Genomic DNA, 16,860 nt, shown 5'->3' on the forward strand with positions numbered 1-16,860 from the left:
GCGAGGCGGCAGCCGTATGACGACCCTCTCCGACCAGGCCCGCGGCACCCCGCCGGTGACCGCCCGCTCGCTCCTGCGCGCCGCCGTGCGGCACGGCGCGGTGCGCTGCGCCGCCCTGTGCCTGGTGAGCACGGCGGCGACCGGGGCCGGGCTGCTGCTGCCCGCCGTGCTGGGCCGCACCCTCGACCTGCTGCTGGACCGGGCGCCGGCCGGCCGCTGGGTCGGGTACTCGGTCGGACTGCTCGCGCTGCTCACCGTCCTGGACATGGCCGAGACCGTGCTCGACACCGCCACCGGCGCCCGTGCGACCGCATGGCTGCGGCTGCGGCTGACCGGGCACGTCCTGGCCCTCGGTCCGCGCGCCACGGCCCGCTTCGGACCGGGGGAACTCGTCGCCCGGCTGGTGGGCAGCGCCGCCCAGGCGGGCAGCGCGCCCGCCGCGGTGGCCGCGGCCGTCGCGGCGGTGGCCGGGCCGGCCGGCGCGGTCGTGGCGCTCGGGCTGCTCGACGTGTGGCTCGCGGTCGCCTTCCTGGCCGGGGCGCCCCTGCTCGCGCTGCTGCTGCGGGCGTTCGCCCGGGACGCCTCCCGGTGTGTCGCCCGTTACCAGGAGACACAGGGGCGGATCGCCTCGGCGCTCGCGGAGGCCGTCGGCGGTGCCCGCACGATCCGGGCGGCCGGTACGGCGGACCGGGAGACGGCACGGATCCTGCGCCCGCTGCCCGAACTGTCGCGGGCGGGGCACCGTATGTGGCGCGCGCAGGCCCGGGCGGCCGCCCGGGCCGTCGCCGTGGCCCCGCTGCTGCACCTGGTGGTCGTCGCCGTCGCCGGGACGCTGCTCGCCCGGCACCGGCTGACCGTCGGCGACGTACTGGCCGCCTCCCGCTACGCGGTCCTCGCCGGCGGGGTCGGCGCGCTGGTCGGACAGCTCTCGGCCCTGGTCCGGGCGCGCGCGGCGGCCGGACGCCTCGCCGAGGTCCTGGCCGAGCCGGCCCCGGTCCACGGCGGCCGGCGGCTGCCGCCGGGCCCGGGGCGCCTGGAACTGCGCGGCGTCACGGCGCGGCGCGGTGGCCGTACGGTGCTGCACGGCGTCGACCTCACCGTGCCCGGCGGCACGACACTGGCCGTGGTCGGCCGCTCCGGCTCCGGCAAATCCCTGCTCGCGGCCGTCGCCGGACGCCTGTGCGACCCGGACGCCGGGGAGGTGCTGCTGGACGGGGTGCCGCTGCGCGAACTGACCCACGACGCACTGCGTGGCGCGATCGCCCACGCCTTCGAACGGCCCGTCCTGATCGGGGCGACCGTCGAGGACGCCATCGGCCTCGGCCCGGCCGCGCCCTCCCCCGGCCGCGTCCGGGAGGCGGCCCGCACGGCCCGCGCCGACGACTTCGTGCGCCGGCTGCCCGACGGCTACGCGACCCCGCTGGCCGCCGCGCCCCGCTCGGGCGGCGAGTCCCAGCGGCTCGGGCTCGCGCGCGCGTTCGCCCACGGCGGCCGGCTCCTCGTCCTCGACGACGCCCTCTCCAGCCTGGACACCGTCACGGAGCACCGGATCACCCACGCCCTCGCCCAGGGCGGCGCCCGCACCACCCGCGTCGTCGTGGCCCACCGCGCGGCGACCGCGGCCCGCGCCGACACGGTCGCCTGGCTGGACGGCGGCCGCGTACGAGCGGTCGGCACCCACGCCTCGCTGTGGCGGCAGGCGGGATACCGCCAGGTGTTCGGGGAGGAGGGCGGAGACGGCCGCGGGGGCGGGCCCGCTTCGGGCAAGGGCCGCGGGGACGGCACCGCGGCGGGAGAAGGCCCTGGTCCGAGTGCGGGCGCCGCACGCCCGGCCGGGGACCCGGGCCGTCCGGCGCAGGGGGCACGGCCGTGAGCGAGGAGGACCGGCGCCGGACGGCGGCGAGCGGAAGCGGGACGCACGGGCCCGGTGCGGGGCGGTCAGCCGGCCCGGCGGAGGACCACGGAGGACGGCTACCGGCCGCGCCCGGCCCGGCCCTTCCGCCCGGCTCCGCCGCACAGGGACGTGCTGAGGGGCACGCGGAGGGTGCGGCCGCCGTCGGTCACGGGACCGGCATGCGGGGTGCGGCGACGGACGGGACGGGAGCCGGCGGGGTGGCGGACGGGGGCGGGGCTGCGCGGCGGTGGCGGCGGACGGTGACCGGTGCGGGACGGTCTGGGGACCCGGCGCCGGACGCAGGACAGCAGGCAGACCCGGCGCCCGACGCGAGACAGCAGGGGCACCCAGCATCCGGCACAGCACAGCAGGGGGGCCGAGCGCCCGGCACAGCGCAGCAGGAGGACGGGGCACCCGGCGCAGGACGGCCGCGGGGCGCGGCGACCGGTGCGGGGCGGCGAGGGGACGGGGCGCCCGACACAGGACAGCAAGCGGACCCGGCGCCCGACGCAGGACAGCAGGCGGACCCGGCGTCCGGCGCAGGACGGCCGCGGGGCGCGGCGACCGGTGCGGGGCGGCGGGGGCTGAGGTTCCTGCGTGCCCGGTGGCGGGTCCTGGTGCGGCTGGGCGGGTGGTCCGTGCTGGAGACGGGGCAGACGTTCCTGCTCGGTTACGCCCTGGCACGGTCCCTGGACTCCGGGTTCCTGGCGGGACGCGCCGCGGCCGGGCTGGCCTGGCTGGGCGTCGCCGGGGCCGGAGTCGTCCTGGGCGCCGTCGGGACCGGGCGGGTGTACCGGTCGGTCGCCGCGCTGGTCGAGCCGCTGCGGGACCGGCTCGTGGAGCGGGTCGTGGCACGCGGGGTGCGGGAGGCGGACGACGGCGCGCTCTCCCGGCTCACCCAGCAGGTGGAGATCGCCCGCGACACCTTCGCCGGGCTGGTGCTGGTCTCCCGGTCGTTCGTGGTCGCCGCGGCCGGCGCTCTGATCGGCCTGTTCTCGCTGGCACCGCCGCTGGCGCTCGTGGTCGTCGCGCCGCTGGCCGCCGCGATCACCCTGTTCGCGGTGACGCTGCGGCCGCTGGCCCGGCGCCAGGAGGCGTACCTGGCCGCGGACGAGGCCCTCGCGGAGCGGCTGGGCCGGGTGGGCCCGGGCCTGCGGGACGTGACGGCCTTCGGCGCCGAGGCCCGGGTCGCGGCCGGTGTCGCGCAGTGCGTGGAGGCCGAGCGGCGGGCCGCGGGCGCGCTGGCCCGCTGGGGTGTCCTGCGGGTGGCGGCCCTCGCCGTGGGCGGTCACGCACCGGTCGTCCTGCTGCTGGTGGCCGCGCCGTGGCTGCTGGACCACGACGTGTCGCCCGGCGCGCTGGTGGGCGCCCTCTCCTATGTCACCCAGTCGCTCCTGCCGGCGCTGCAGAACCTGATCCACGGCCTGGGGGCCGGCGGCGCCCGCCTGACGGTGGTGCTGCGCCGCCTCGCCCCGGCGGGCGACGAGGACGGCCGGACCGGCCGGACTGCCACGCCCGCCCCCCAACCGGCGCCCCCTCCCCCGTCCACGCCCCGTCCTCCGTCCGTCCCCGCTCCTCAGCCCGCGCCCCCTTCCCCGCCCGCGCCTCCTCCCGCGGCCGCGTCCCCTTCCCCGGCCGCGGCCGCGTCCCCTTCCCCGGCCGCGCCCGCTCCCCTTCCCGCCCCCGGCGCGGCCCCCGCCCTCGCCCTGTCCGGCGTCACCTTCGCCTACGGTCCGCACAGCGAACCCGTGGTCCGGGATCTCGGCCTCGTCGTCCCGCACGGCGGCCACCTGGCCGTCGTCGGGCCGAGCGGGATCGGCAAGTCGACGCTCACCGCGCTGGTGGCGGGGCTGCTGGAACCGGCGGCCGGGGAGATCAGGGTGTGCGGGCGGCCGGTTCCCGGGCCCGGTGCGGCCGCGTGCCGCGTCCTGATCCCGCAGGAGGCGTACGTCCACACGGGCACCCTCGGCGAGAACCTCACCCAGCTGCGCCCCGACCCGGTGCCGCCGCACGAACTGCTCGCCGCGGCGGAAGCGGTCGGACTCGCTCCGCTGCTGCACCGCCTCGGCGGCCCCGGCGCGCCGGTGGACCCGGCGGCGCTGTCGGCGGGCGAGCGCCAGCTGATCGCGCTGACCCGGGCGTACCTGTCGCACGCCCCGCTCGCCCTGCTCGACGAGGCGACCTGTCACCTGGACCCGGACGCCGAGGCCCGCGCGGAGCGCGCCTTCGCCGCCCGGCCCGGCGGAACCCTGGTGGTGGTGGCGCACCGGCTCACTTCCGCCCGCCGGGCCGACCGCATCCTGGTCATGGACGGCCGGGACACGGCGTACGGGACGCACGAGGAACTGCTGCGGGGCTGCGGGCTCTACCGGGAGCTGTCCGGCGGCTGGGCACCGCCCGGTTCACAGCCACCCCTCCCCCTGGGAGATACGGATGGCGTCGATCCGGTTGCGGGCCCCGGTCTTGCGGGTGATGGCCGCCATGTAGTTGCGCACGGTTCCGTGGGACAGGTGCAGGCTCCCGGCGATCTCGGCGACGGAGGCGCCCTCGGCGGCCAGTGACAGCACGCTCAGTTCGCGCCGGGTCAGGGGCATCTCGGCGGCCTTGAGGAAACCGAGGCCCAGGGACTCGTCGACGAAACGTTCCCCCTCGGCGACACGGCGTATCCCGCGTACCAGACGCTCCGGCGATCCCTTCTTGTCGACGTACCCGAGCACCCCGGCCTCGATCGCCTGCCGTAACAGTCCCGGCCGGTCCGCCGTGGCCAGCACCAGTAAGCGGGGGGCCCGCCGGCCGGGTTCGCGCGGACACAGCTCGTCCAGCGGGACCTGCTTGCGCGCCCTCGGGTGGTCGAGATCGACGGCGCACACGTCCGGCCGTACCCTCCGCACCTGCCCCGGCGCACCGCGCCACGGCGTGTCGTGCACCCCGAGGTCGGGCTCCCGGCGCAGCCACTCCGCCATGACCGATCGCACCAGACACGCGTCGTGCACCAGAAGTATCCGGATCACTGCCGCCCCTTCGGTTCGCCCCGCGCGCCGGTTCCGTGCCGGTCCCCGCGCCGGTTCTGTGATGGTGGTGTGCGCGTGCCCCATTCTTGGGCGCGTGTACGGCCCCGTGGCGCGGAGAATTGGCCAAGGGGAGGCGCGGGGGCGCACACGCGGCGGCCGTCCACCGCAACACGCCCCGCCCGCCCGGGCATGGGCGGCGCCCGGCGGGGTACACGGGGCGCCCGCCTGGGCCACCCGTGCGAGCCGCCGGCGCCGCACTCACCGCGCGGGCCGCCCCGCCGCTCACCGTGCGCGGCGGCCCGCCGAGGGCGGTTCCGGGTCCCGGAAGCTGTGGCGCGGCCCTGCGAGGAGGTGGTCGGCGTGTCGGAGCGGCCGAGGTCCGCACAGCCCCCGACGACCGCCTCCGGGCCCGTCGGCCGCCCGCTGCTGTCCCTGGCGCTCGCCGCCATGCTGGACGAGGTCCACGCGCACTCGGGCGCGGTGTACCTGCTGGCGCCGGACCAGCCGGTCCTGGAGATGGCGGTGATGGCGGGCATGCCCCGGGCGTTCGCCGCGCCCTGGGAGCGGGTCGGGCTGAGCGCCCCCATCCCGGTCGCCCAGGCCGTACGGGAACGGCGGCTGATCTGGGTCGGCGGCGAGGAGGAGATGGCCCGCCGCTATCCGCGCATCGCCGTCGTGCTGCCGTACCCCTTCGCGCTCGCCGCACTGCCGCTGGCCACCGGTGCCACCGTGTACGGGGCCGTCTTCGTGACCTGGCCGGACGCCCACCCGCCGGTGCTGTCCGACTGGGAGCGCGAGCACCTGACCGCGGCCTGCGACCGGCTGGCGGTGCGTCTGGAGCGGGCCGCGGCCGAGCGCCGCCCGGTGCTCCCGGAGCCCGACCTGCTCGCCGCGCCCCCGGCCGGTGGCGTCGCCGGCACGCTCGGCTCGGCCGAGGCGGCCCGCATGGCGGCCCGGCTGCCGTACGGGCTCGCCTCGCTCGACCTGCACGGCCGGGTCTCCTTCGCCAACGCGGCCGCGGCCGGCCTGCTCGGACTGCCCGTCGCCGAACTGCTGGGCACCCGGCTGTGGGCCTCCGTGCCGTGGCTGAACGACCCGATGTACGAGGACCGCTACCGGGCCGCCCTGCTCAGCCAGCACGTCACGTCCTTCGTGGCGCTGCGCCCGCCCGGGGAGTGGCTGTCCTTCCGGATGTACCCGAGCACCACCGGGCTGAGCCTGCGGATCAGCCGGGCCCGCGCGGTCGCCGAGCTGGGCCGGACGGCGCCGCACTCCGGAGGGACGTCGTCACCGGCCGGCCTGGTGACCATCTCGCGGGTGCTGGGGCTGGCCGGGGCGCTGACCGAGGCGGTGGGCGTGCAGGACGTGGTGCGGCTGGTCGCGGACGAGATCGTGCCGGCCGTCGGCAGCCGGGCCCTGATGATCCTCGGCTCCCAGTCGGGGCGGCTGCACGTGCTCGGCCACCGCGGCTACCCCGATCCGCGGGCCGTCGAGGAGTTCCACGGCACGCCGCTCGGCGCGCCGACCCCGAGCACGCGGGTGCTGTCCACCGGAGCGCCCGCCTTCTTCGAGTCCCGGCAGCAGCTGGAGCGGCTGTACCCGGTACGGCAGGCGGTCCGCGACGGCTTCGCCGCCTGGGCGTACCTGCCGCTCATCGCGTCCGGCCGCCCGGTGGGCACCTGCGTGCTCTCCTACGTCCGTCCGCACCCCTTCCCGGCGGACGAGCGGGCCGTCCTGACGAGCCTGGGCGGCCTGATCGCGCAGGCACTGGAACGGGCCCGGCTCTACGACACCAAGCACCGGCTGGCCCACGGCCTGCAGCAGGCGCTGCTGCCGCGCTCACTGCCCCGGCTGCCGGGCTTCGAGACGGCCGCGCGCTATCTGCCGGCCACGCAGGGCATGGACATCGGCGGCGACTTCTACGACCTCGTGCCCACCCGCCCGCTGGCCGCGGCCGTGATCGGGGACGTGCAGGGGCACAACGTCACCGCCGCCGCTCTGATGGGCCAGTTGCGTACGGCGGTCCGCGCGTACACCACGGTCGGTCAGGAGCCGCAGGACGTCATGGCGAGCACCAACCGGCTGATGATGGAGCTGGGCGTCGAGCTGTTCGCCAGCTGCCTGTACCTGCGGCTCGACCCGGCCGCAGGCTGTGCCGTGATGTCCCGGGCCGGGCACCCGCCGCCGCTGCTGCGCCGCCCGGACGGGCGGGTGCGCGTGCTCGACCTGGCCGGGGGCCCGCTGCTGGGCATCGACCCGGCGGCGACGTACCCGACGACGCGGGTGGGCCTGCCCCCCGGCTCGGTGCTGGTCCTCTACACCGACGGGCTCGTCGAGTCGCCCGGCACCGACATCGAGGAGGCGCTCGCCGACCTGGGGCGGCAGCTCGGCGAGGCCGGGGACGTGCCGCTGGGCCGGCTGGCCGACCTGCTGGTGGAGCACAGCGCGGCGGCGCGGGAGCGGATCGACGACGTGGCGGTCCTGCTGCTGCGCGTCCGCGGCGACGGCTGACACGGCGGCCGGCACGGGGCACCACCCGCGTGGGAGCCCGCCGTCCGCCGCTCCCCGTCCGGGGTGCGCCGTGCACCCGTGCGCGGCCCCGCCCGTCCACCACCGGACGGAAACAGTCCGCTACCGGTCGGTCACGGTCGGTCGGCGAACCCGCGCGGCCAGGAAGCGGAACCCCTGCTTCAGCAAATCTGCACAGCGACTGCCCAGCGGGGTCACCGGGCGGCGCGGATCTGCACAACCGCGCGCCCCCGGCGGCGCGTTTGGCGCGGAGTGCCGGATTCCGCGGCGGCCCGGCAAGAGCCGTGGTGAGCCGATGCCGTGCGCCTTGTGAAGAAGTGGCCGACAACTCGTGCCCGGGCATGCACGGATGAGCCTCCTGGAGCGAGAAGTTCCCTGGTGAGAGGCCTGCTTGAGTGGAGGAGCCGGTTCGTGCCGTGCTTTGATCCATCGCACCGCGGGGCCCGCCGGACGCTTGCGACAGCGACGGCCGGCTGCCCCGCCCGCGGCCGTCCCTCTGCCCCCCGGAGGGGGCCGCTCCCCGTTGAGAAACCCCATACGAAGGGAAGTTCCACCATGAACTCCACCCCCCAGGTCGAGACCGCCGAGATCTCCGACGCCGACCTCGACAACGTCTCCGGCGGTCTGTCGCTGAACGCCGTCGGCACCGTCACGGGCCTGGTGGACAGCGTCGCCCCGGTGTCCGGCCTGGTCGACACGGCCGTCGGCACCGTCGAGGGTGTGACCGGCCTGAACACCGCCCCGGTCACCAACCTGGTCGCCGGTCTCTGAGCGCATCGCGCCCCGAGGCGTCCCGGAGCCGTACGCCGGTTCCGGGACGCCCGGATGCCCGCCCGGTCCTGCCGGGCCCCGTACCTCGAAAGACCGCCCCGCACAGGCCTCAGCCACAGGTGAGGGAAGTTCCGTGCAGTTCCGCCAACAGGCCCTCGCCAAGCTCCAGTCGCCCGAGGAACTCGACCTTCCGGTACACCTGGCCCGCCCGCGGGGATGGCTCGTGCTCTGCGTCACCCTCGTCGCGACGGCCGCCGCCTGCGTGTGGGCGGTGACCGGTTCGGTGGCCTCCACGGTCACCGCGCAGGCCGTCCTCACCCACGGGCAGGGCAGTTACGTCCTGCAGAGCCCGGTCTCCGGGCAGGTCACCGCGGTCCTCGCCGAGGAGGGCGAACGGCTCGCCGCCGGCACGCCCGTGCTCAAGGTCCGCACCGGCTCCGGCGCGACGACGCTCGTCCGGGCCGTGGCCGCCGGCCGGATCAGCACGCTGGCCGCCGCCCTCGGGCAGATCGTCTCCCCCGGCACGGACGTCGCCGCCGTCGAGAAGGCGGCCCACGCCTCCGACCCGCTGTACGCGACCGTCTACGTGCCCGCGCAGAACGCCGCCGCCGTTCCCGCCGGGGCCCCCGTCGACCTGACCGTCTCCTCCGCGCCCCCCGAGCGGTACGGCGTGCTGCGCGGCCGGGTGGCGTCGGTGGACCGCTCGGCGCAGTCCGCCCAGCAGATCGGCGCGTTCCTCGGGGACGCCCGGCTGGGCGGCCAACTGGCCGGGAAGGGCCGGCCGGTGGCCGTCCGCGTACGGCTCGACGCCGCACCCGGCACACCGAGCGGGTACCGCTGGTCCTCCGCGGACGGCCCGCCGTTCCGGCTCGAGTCCATGACCCTGGCCACGGCCTCGATCCGCCTGGCCGACCAGCGTCCCGTCGATTGGCTGCTGCCGTGAGCACCGCACCGCAGACCCGCGGGCGGCGACGCGCCGCCCCGCCCCGGCGCCCGGTGCCCCGGGGCCGCACCCGCACGGTCCGTACACCCACCGTTCTCCAGATGGAGGCCGTGGAGTGCGGCGCCGCCTCGCTCGCCATGGTCCTCGCCCACTACGGCCGCCACGTCCCGCTGGAGGAACTGCGCATCGCGTGCGGGGTCTCGCGGGACGGCTCGCGGGCGAGCAACCTGCTGAAGGCGGCGCGCGGTTACGGCCTGACCGCCAAGGGCATGCAGATGGACACCGCCGCCCTCGCCGAGGTGGCGGCACCGGCCGTCCTGTTCTGGGAGTTCAACCACTACGTCGTCTACGACGGCATGGGCCGCCGCCTGGGCCGGCGCGGGGTGTACGTCAACGACCCGGGCAAGGGCCGCCGTTTCGTGCCCATGGAGGACTTCGACAGCAGCTTCACCGGGGTGGTGCTGGTGCTGGAGCCGGGCGAGGATTTCACGCGCGGCGGGCGCAGGCCGGGTGTGCTGGGCGCGCTCCCGGCCCGGCTGCGCGGCACCGCGGGCACGCTGCCCGCGGCGGTCCTCGCGAGCCTGCTGCTGGTGGTGGCCGGCGCGGCGGTGCCCGCGCTCAGCCGCACCTACATCGACTCGTACCTGATCGGCGGACAGACCTCGCTGCTGGGCGTGCTGTTCGCGTCGATGGGTGCGTGCGTGCTGCTCACCGTCGTGCTGACCTGGCTGCAGCAGACGAACCTGCTGCACGGCCGCATCGTCTCCTCCACGCTGTCCAGCGCCCGTTTCCTGCGCCATCTGCTGCGGCTGCCGGTGACGTTCTTCGCCCAGCGCAGCCCCGCCGACCTGGTGCAGCGGCTCCAGTCCAACGACGCCGTCGCCGAGACCCTGGCCCGCGACCTGTCCGCGGCGGGCGTCGACGCGATCGTCGTCGTGCTGTACGCCGTGCTGCTCTACACCTACGACCCGCAGCTGACCGTGGTCGGCGTCGGCGTGGCGCTGCTGAACGTGGTGGCGATGCGGGTGGTCGTACGGCTGCGCGCGACGCGGACGGCGAAGCTGCGCGCGGACACCGCCCGGCTGACCAACACGGCGTACACCGGCCTGCAGTTGATCGAGACGATGAAGGCGACCGGTGGTGAGGACGGCTACTTCCGCACCTGGGCCGGGCAGCACGCCACCACGCTGGAGGAGCAGCAGCGGCTCGGGGTACCGAGCGCCTGGCTGGGCGTGGTCGCGCCGGCGCTGGCCACGCTGAACAGCGCGCTGATCCTGTGGATCGGCGGGATGCGGGCGGTCGAGGGCCATGTCTCGGTGGGCCTGCTGGTCGCCTTCCAGGCGCTGGTGACCCGTTTCACCGCGCCGCTGACCCGGCTCAACGGGGTGGCGGGCCGCATCCAGGACTTCGCGGCCGACGTGGCCCGGCTGAAGGACGTCGAGAGCTTCTGCACCGACCCGCTGTACTCCCGGCCCGGCACCGGCGACTCCACGCGCCGGCTGCGCGGCCACATCGAGCTGCGCAACGTCTCCTTCGGTTACAGCCCGCTGGACAAGCCGCTGCTGACCGGCTTCGACCTCACGGTGGGACCGGGGCAGCAGGTGGCGCTGGTCGGCGGCTCGGGCAGCGGCAAGTCGACCGTCTCCCGGCTGATCTCCGGGCTGTACACGCCGTGGGAGGGGGTGATCCGCGTCGACGGTCAGCACCTCGCGGACATCCCGCGCGGCGCGCTGGCCTCCTCGGTGTCCTTCGTCGACCAGGACGTGTTCCTCTTCGAGGGCACGGTCCGCGACAACGTGACCCTGTGGGACCCCTCGATCCCGGACGACGCCGTGGTGGAGGCGCTGCGCGACGCCTGCCTGTACGACGTGGTGGCGCGCCGCCCCGGAGGCATCCACAGCCGGGTCGAGCAGGACGGCCGGAACTTCTCCGGCGGGCAACGCCAGCGCCTGGAGATCGCACGGGCGCTGGTGCGCCGGCCGAGCATCCTCGTCCTGGACGAGGTGACGAGCGCGCTGGACGCGGAGACCGAGCAGACCGTCATGGACAACCTGCGGCGGCGCGGCTGCGCCTGCGTGGTGATCGCCCACCGGCTGTCCACCGTGCGCGACAGCGACGAGATCGTCGTCCTGGAGCACGGCACGGTCGTCGAACGCGGGCGGCACGAGGAACTGGTGGCGCGCGGCGGCGCGTACGCCGCGCTGGTCGGGGAGCGATGAGATGACGGCCGTCGGCGAAGGCGACCTGGTCGTCGGGGCGCTCGCGTCCCTGGGCACGCCGCTGGACTGCACGGGACTGTCCCGGCTCGGCCTGGAGGGCCCGCAGGTGCTGTGGCTGGTGGCAGCCGGTGCGGTGGACCTGTTCGCGGTGGACGCGCAGCAGGAGGGCCAGTGGCACCACCTGGGGCGGCTGGAGGCGGGGTCGCTGCTGCTCGGTCCGGTGGCGGGCCCCCGGCACACCCTGGTGGCGCGCCCGCTGCGCGACTGCGTGGTGCACCGGATCGGGCTGCGCGAGCTGTACCAGCAGGCGGACACCCGGACCTGGTCGTACGACGAGTACGGCAACCCGCAGTACGTGCCGCCGGCCGCCGGCCCCCTGGAGTACGCGCTCGCGCTCGGGATCGGGCGCAGCCTGTCCGTCCTGTTCCAGGCGCCGACGGCCGGGCAGCGCGGTGCCGCGCCCGCCGACGACGACGTGTTCTGGATGCAGGTGCCGCCGGGCAGTGTGCAGTACGGCTCGCTCCACGGCGCCGAGGCCGCGGCCGACCTGTTGATGGACCCGGCGCTCTGGCAGAGCGTGGTGGACCAGCAGTACCGACTGCTGACGGCGCTGGACCGCTGGATCGAGGAGCTGGAGCGCGGCCACGAGATGCGCACGGCGGCCGGTATCGAGGCCGGTGAGGCGGTCCGCGCCGAGGCCGACCGGACGCTGCTGGCCGCCCTGGGCTCCTCCTCGGCGCGGCGCGCCACGGCCGCCGACGCGGACGCGACGTACGCGGCCTGCCGGCTGGTCGCCCGGGCCGCGGGGATCACCCTCGCCGCGGCCCCGCGGCCCGGCAGCGAGGGCGACCGGCTCGATCCGGTGGAGCGGGTCGCCCTTGCTTCCCGGGTGCGCACCCGCACCGTGCGCCTCGAAGGCCGCTGGTGGCGGCAGGACGCAGGCCCGCTGGTGGGTCACCGGGCACTGTCGGGGGCGCCGGTCGCGCTGCTGTGGCGGCGCGGCGGCTATGTCGCGGTGCATCCGGCGACCGGGCGCGAGACACCGGTCGAGAAGGCCAACGCCCGGGAGTTCGAGCCGCGTGCGGTGATGTTCTACCGCCCGCTGCCCGACCGCCGCCTCTCCCCGCTCGGGCTGCTCCGCTTCAGTCTGCGCGGCACCGCGGGAGACCTGTTGAACCTTCTGGTCAGCGGGTTGGTGACGGTCGCCGTCGGGGCGCTGGTGCCGGTCGCGACGGGCAAGGTGCTCGGGCAGTACGTGCCCAGGGCCCAGGAGGGGCCGATCGCCCAGGTGTGTCTGGCGGTGATGATCGGCAGCGTGGTGGCCGCGGCGTTCACGCTGCTGGAGAACCTGACCGTGCTGCGTCTGGAGGGGCGGATCGAGGCGACGCTCCAGCCGGCCGTGTGGGACCGGCTGCTCAGGCTGCCCACGGCGTTCTTCGCCGCGCGCTCCACCGGGGAGCTGGCGAGCGCCGCGATGGGCGTCAGCGCGATGCGCCGGCTGCTGGCCGGGATCGGCCCGGTGGTCGCCCAGTCGGTGACCGTGGGCACGATGAATCTGGCGCTGCTGTTCTGGTACAGCCCCTCGATGGCGTGCGCGGCGCTCGGCATGCTCGTGGTGATCGCGGCCGTGTTCCTGGGTCTCGGGCTGTGGCAGGTGCGCTGGCAGCGGCGGCTCGTGGTGCTCGGCAACAAGCTGAACAACCAGGCGTTCCAGACGCTGCGGGGGCTGCCCAAGCTGCGGGTGGCGGCGGCGGAGAACTACGCGTACGCGGCGTGGGCGCGGCAGTTCGCGCGCAGCCGTGAACTCCAGCAGAAGGTGGGCTGGATCAAGAACCTCACCACCGTGCTCGGCGCCGTGTACCTGCCGGTGTGCACGCTGGTGATGTTCATGCTGCTGGCGGGACCGGCGCGCGGCTCGATGTCGGCGGCGGCGTTCCTGACGTTCAGCACGTCGGTGACGATGCTGCTGACCTCGGTGACCCAGCTGACCGGGGCGTTCGTGTCGGCGGTGGCCGCGCTCCCGCTGTTCGAGGAGATCAGGCCGGTGCTGCGGGCCACCCCGGAGGTGCGCACCGGCAGTACCCGGCCGGGCCCGCTGTCGGGGGCCGTCGAGGCGCGGCGGCTGTCGTTCCGGTACGCCGAGGACGGGCCGCTGGTCCTGGACGACGTGTCGTTCCGGGTGCGGCCGGGCGAGTTCGTGGCGGTCGTCGGGCCGAGCGGCTGCGGCAAGTCGACGCTGCTGCGGCTGCTGATCGGCTTCGACCGGCCGCTGTCGGGCAGCGTCCTGTACGACGGTCAGGACCTGGCCGCGCTCGACCAGTCGGCGGTGCGCCGGCAGTGCGGGGTGGTGCTGCAGCACGCGCAGCCGTTCACCGGGTCGGTGCTGGACGTCATCCGGGGCACCGAGCCGTGCTCGCCCGAGGAGGCGATGGCGGCGGCGGAGCTGGCGGGTCTGGCGGAGGACATCCGCCGGATGCCGATGGGGCTGCACACCATCGTCTCGGGCGGCGGGGCCGTCTCGGGCGGCCAGCGGCAGCGCCTGATGATCGCGCAGGCCCTGGTCAGGCGGCCGCGGATCCTCTTCTTCGACGAGGCCACCAGCGCCCTGGACAACGAGACGCAGCGCACGGTGATCGAGAGCACCCGGAAGCTGAACGCGACGCGCGTCGTCATCGCGCACCGGCTCTCGACGGTGCTGGACGCCGACCGGGTGATCGTCATGGAGGAGGGCAGGATCGCCCAGGAGGGCACGCCCGCCGAACTGCTCGCGGACACGGGGGGCCGGCTGCACGAGCTGGTGCGGCGGCAGCTGGCCTGACGCCGCACCCCTCCCCCGGCACCACGGTCCTCGCAGCGCACGCGCCGACGGGACCGCCGGCGGGTCACGCGTCGGCGCGGCCCCCGCGAAGGCAGGGCTCGGGCTGCGCGTCACCTGGACGTGACCCGGGGTGAACCGGCCGTTGTCCCGCTGTTCGTGCGCCGCAGCCGCCGGTGACAGGCGTAGGAGATCACCGGGCCGGGTACCCACCGGCCCATGCGAATCAGCGTGGTGGACGTGGGGTCGAAGACGGTACGGCTGGTGGTGGCGGACGCCGTGGGCGGGGCGCCGCTGCCGGTGCACACCGCCAAGTGGCGGCTGCGCCTGTCGGAGCAGGTCGCGCCCGGCCAGGAGATTCCGCAGGAGGCGGTGGAGCGCATCGTCCGGGCGGTCTCGGAGGCCGGCCGGACGGCGGCCCGGTGGGGCGCGGCCGGACCGCCCGCCTTCGCGACCGCCGTGGTGCGCGGGGCCCCGAACCGGCTGGACGTCCTGCGCACCGTCCGGGCGCGCACCGGCATCGCGCTGTGCACGCTGCCCGGGGAGGTCGAGGCCGAACTGACCTTCCTGGGCGCCCGGCGGTGGATGGGCTGGCGGTCGGGACCGCTGGCGCTGCTCGACATCGGCGGCGGCTCCCTCGAAGTGGCCTTCGGCCGCGGCCGGCTGCCCGACTTCGCGGCGTCGCTGCCGCTCGGCGCGGGACGGCTGACCCACGAGTTCCTGGCGGAGCAGGACCCGCCGTCCCCGGAGCGGCTCAAGGAACTGCGGCGCCACGTCCGGCACCAGCTGCGGGACGTGGCGGCCCGGATTCGCTGGGAGGGGCCGCGCACCGCCGTGGCGACCTCCCGCACCTTCCAGCAGCTGGGCCGGCTGTGCGGGGCCGCGCCCGGCCGGCACGGGCCGTTCGTGGAGCGCCGGGTGCACCGCGCGGCACTGCGCCGGGCGGTCGGCGAACTGGCCGCGCTGCCCGCCGCCGAGCGCGCCGCCCTGCCGGGCATCTCCGCGCCGCGCGCCGCGCAGAGTCTGGCCGGCGCGGTGGTCGGGCACACGGCGATGAAGCTGATGGGCCTGAAGACGGTCACCGTCTCCCCCTGGGCCATCCGCGAAGGGGTGCTCCTGCGGCAGATCGAGGAGGGGGCGGCCGGGGCGTCCTGGTGGGAGCGGGTCTCCCGGCTCGGCGAGGACCCCGCGCCGCCGGACCCCGTACCGCTGCGCCTGGCGGCGGCGACGGCCACGGCGACGGCGCGGGACTGAGGGGCCGGCCGGCCCGGGACGGACCGGCAGTCCCGATCCCGGGCACTCGGTGTGCCCGGCGACCGTACGGCGGAGGTCCGAGGAGCCCCGCGGGACCGGCACGGAACATGACAGGAAACGACGAGAAGGAGGTACCGGCCATGCCGGACGAGGAGCGCAAGCAGCACCAGGACAAGCCCGACACGGCGCTCGGCGAGGTCCTGCGCGAGTTCGAGAAGGCCGAGACCGACGTCGGCGACCGCCGCGGGCGCCGGCACCGGGGCGAGGCCGGCGAGGCGGTCACCCCCAACAGCCGGGCCCAGGAGGAGGCCCGGAAGGACGCCGCTGACGAGGCCGACGGAGACTGAGCGGGTGGCCGGGGGCGTGCCGGGTACCCGCGCCCCATGAATCACGTTCACCTCGGACCCGGCCTGCCCCCCGCCCGCGGACCCGTCAGCGCCGCCGTACGGGAGTACCTGCGGGGCACGGGCCCGCTGCCCCGCGCCGAGGACGCGGACGCCGCGGCGGTGTACGGCGACGACCTCCAGCTCGCGCTGTACCTCTGCTACGAGCTGCACTACCGCGGCTTCGCCGGGGTCCCCCCCGAGCGGGAGTGGGACCCCGGCCTCCTCGGCGTCCGGGCCGCGCTGGAGCGCCGCTTCCTGGCCGCGCTGCGCGCCGACGCCACGGTGCACACCCGTCTGGACGACGCGCTCGCGGACCTGCTGGTGGAGCCGGTGGACGGCGCCGGGGTCTCCCACTTCCTGCGCGACGAGGGCGAGCTGTGGCAGGTGCGCGAGTACGCCGCCCAGCGCTCCCTCTACCACCTCAAGGAGGCCGACCCGCACGCCTGGGTGCTGCCGCGGCTGTGGGGCCGGGCCAAGGCGGCGATGGCGGCGGTGGAGTTCGACGAGTACGGCGGCGGCCGGGCCGAGCGCGTGCACGCCCGGCTCTTCGCGGACCTGATGCGGGACCTGGGGCTGGACACGGCGTACGGCCGCTATCTGGACGCGGCCCCTGCGGAGACCCTGGCCACCGTGAACCTGATGTCCCTGTTCGGGCTGCACCGGGAGCTGCGCGGCGCGCTGGTGGGCCACTTCGCCGCCGTCGAGATCACCTCCTCGCCGGGCTCGCGGCGGCTGGCGGAGGCGATGCGCCGCACGGGCGCCGGGGCGGCCGCCGCGTTCTTCTACGACGAGCACGTCGAGGCGGACGCCGTGCACGAGCAGGTCGTACGGCACGAGGTCATCGCCGGTCTGCTGGAGGAGGAGCCGCACCTGGCGGCCGACGTGGCCTTCGGCATCGACGCCACCGGCCATCTGGAGGACCGGCTCGGGGACCGGCTGCTCGCCGACTGGCGCGCCGGCCGCTCGTCGCTGCGCGTGCCGCTCGGCACGGTGCCGGGCGTGCTCGTCGGTGAACCGCGTTAGCCGACAGCACCGGTG

The 16,860-nt window shown here is 76.2% G+C and carries 10 protein-coding genes and 1 pseudogene; 10 read left to right on the plus strand and 1 reads right to left on the minus strand.

Translation table 11 applies throughout. The features are described 5' to 3' along the window. The first annotated feature begins 16 nt into the window (after positions 1-16). A complete protein-coding gene (locus AC6I72_RS02360) occupies positions 17-1,873 on the plus strand; it encodes an ABC transporter transmembrane domain-containing protein (protein WP_497999056.1) in 1,857 nt (618 codons plus the stop codon). Positions 1,874-2,478: 605 nt separating this feature from the next. Continuing rightward, positions 2,479-4,455 carry an ATP-binding cassette domain-containing protein gene (locus AC6I72_RS02365; RefSeq protein WP_498004568.1) on the plus strand — a complete coding sequence of 659 codons (1,977 nt, stop codon included), beginning with the start codon at positions 2,479-2,481 and terminating at the stop codon, positions 4,453-4,455. On the opposite strand, the pseudogene AC6I72_RS02370 reads toward AC6I72_RS02365, so the two are convergent. Continuing rightward, positions 4,381-4,989, minus strand: a pseudogene (locus AC6I72_RS02370) (LuxR C-terminal-related transcriptional regulator); the annotation flags it as partial. The gene AC6I72_RS02365 and the pseudogene AC6I72_RS02370 sit on opposite strands and share 75 nt — an antisense overlap. A 267-nt stretch (positions 4,990-5,256) precedes the next feature. Here AC6I72_RS02370 and AC6I72_RS02375 point away from each other — a divergent pair. From AC6I72_RS02375 to AC6I72_RS02410, 8 genes are all read left to right on the plus strand, one after another. After that, the gene (locus tag AC6I72_RS02375) at positions 5,257-7,416 is read left to right on the plus strand and encodes a PP2C family protein-serine/threonine phosphatase (RefSeq protein ID WP_497999058.1); all 2,160 of its coding nucleotides are present in this window, start codon (positions 5,257-5,259) and stop codon (positions 7,414-7,416) included. A 573-nt stretch (positions 7,417-7,989) separates the two neighbouring features. Further along, entirely contained in the window at positions 7,990-8,205 is a 216-nt protein-coding gene (locus AC6I72_RS02380; protein WP_497999059.1) for a type A2 lantipeptide, read from the plus strand. A gap of 133 nt (positions 8,206-8,338) precedes the next feature. After that, on the plus strand, positions 8,339-9,148 hold the full coding sequence (locus AC6I72_RS02385) for a hypothetical protein (protein ID WP_497999060.1): 810 nt from the start codon (positions 8,339-8,341) through the stop codon (positions 9,146-9,148). Continuing rightward, on the plus strand, positions 9,145-11,367 hold the full coding sequence (locus tag AC6I72_RS02390) for an NHLP family bacteriocin export ABC transporter peptidase/permease/ATPase subunit (RefSeq protein WP_497999062.1): 2,223 nt from the start codon (positions 9,145-9,147) through the stop codon (positions 11,365-11,367). Before AC6I72_RS02385 ends, AC6I72_RS02390 begins: the two co-directional genes overlap by 4 nt. Before the next feature lies 1 nt (position 11,368). Continuing rightward, positions 11,369-14,185, plus strand: a complete 2,817-nt coding sequence (locus tag AC6I72_RS02395) for an NHLP bacteriocin export ABC transporter permease/ATPase subunit (RefSeq protein WP_497999063.1) — start codon at positions 11,369-11,371, stop codon at positions 14,183-14,185. 216 nt (positions 14,186-14,401) lie between these two features. Further along, positions 14,402-15,436, plus strand: a complete 1,035-nt coding sequence (locus tag AC6I72_RS02400; RefSeq protein ID WP_497999065.1) for a Ppx/GppA family phosphatase — start codon at positions 14,402-14,404, stop codon at positions 15,434-15,436. Between the two features lie 107 nt (positions 15,437-15,543). Beyond that, complete coding sequence (locus AC6I72_RS02405; RefSeq protein WP_497999067.1) at positions 15,544-15,783, plus strand: hypothetical protein; 240 nt, start codon at positions 15,544-15,546, stop codon at positions 15,781-15,783. Between the two features lie 36 nt (positions 15,784-15,819). Then, a complete protein-coding gene (locus AC6I72_RS02410) occupies positions 15,820-16,845 on the plus strand; it encodes an iron-containing redox enzyme family protein (RefSeq protein WP_497999068.1) in 1,026 nt (341 codons plus the stop codon). Positions 16,846-16,860: the final 15 nt, after the last annotated feature.

Source organism: Streptomyces sp. Xyl84 (assembly GCF_059731885.1).

What these genes read in the sequence shown, in the direction of transcription:
- AC6I72_RS02405 (WP_497999067.1), top strand. Translation starts at nt 15,544, where the DNA reads ATGACAGGAAACGACGAGAAGGAGGTACCGGCCATGCCGGACGAGGAG.
- AC6I72_RS02360 (WP_497999056.1), top strand. Translation starts at nt 17, where the DNA reads ATGACGACCCTCTCCGACCAGGCCCGCGGCACCCCGCCGGTGACCGCC.
- AC6I72_RS02400 (WP_497999065.1), top strand. Translation starts at nt 14,402, where the DNA reads ATGCGAATCAGCGTGGTGGACGTGGGGTCGAAGACGGTACGGCTGGTG.
- AC6I72_RS02410 (WP_497999068.1), top strand. Translation starts at nt 15,820, where the DNA reads ATGAATCACGTTCACCTCGGACCCGGCCTGCCCCCCGCCCGCGGACCC.
- AC6I72_RS02380 (WP_497999059.1), top strand. Translation starts at nt 7,990, where the DNA reads ATGAACTCCACCCCCCAGGTCGAGACCGCCGAGATCTCCGACGCCGAC.
- AC6I72_RS02395 (WP_497999063.1), top strand. Translation starts at nt 11,369, where the DNA reads ATGACGGCCGTCGGCGAAGGCGACCTGGTCGTCGGGGCGCTCGCGTCC.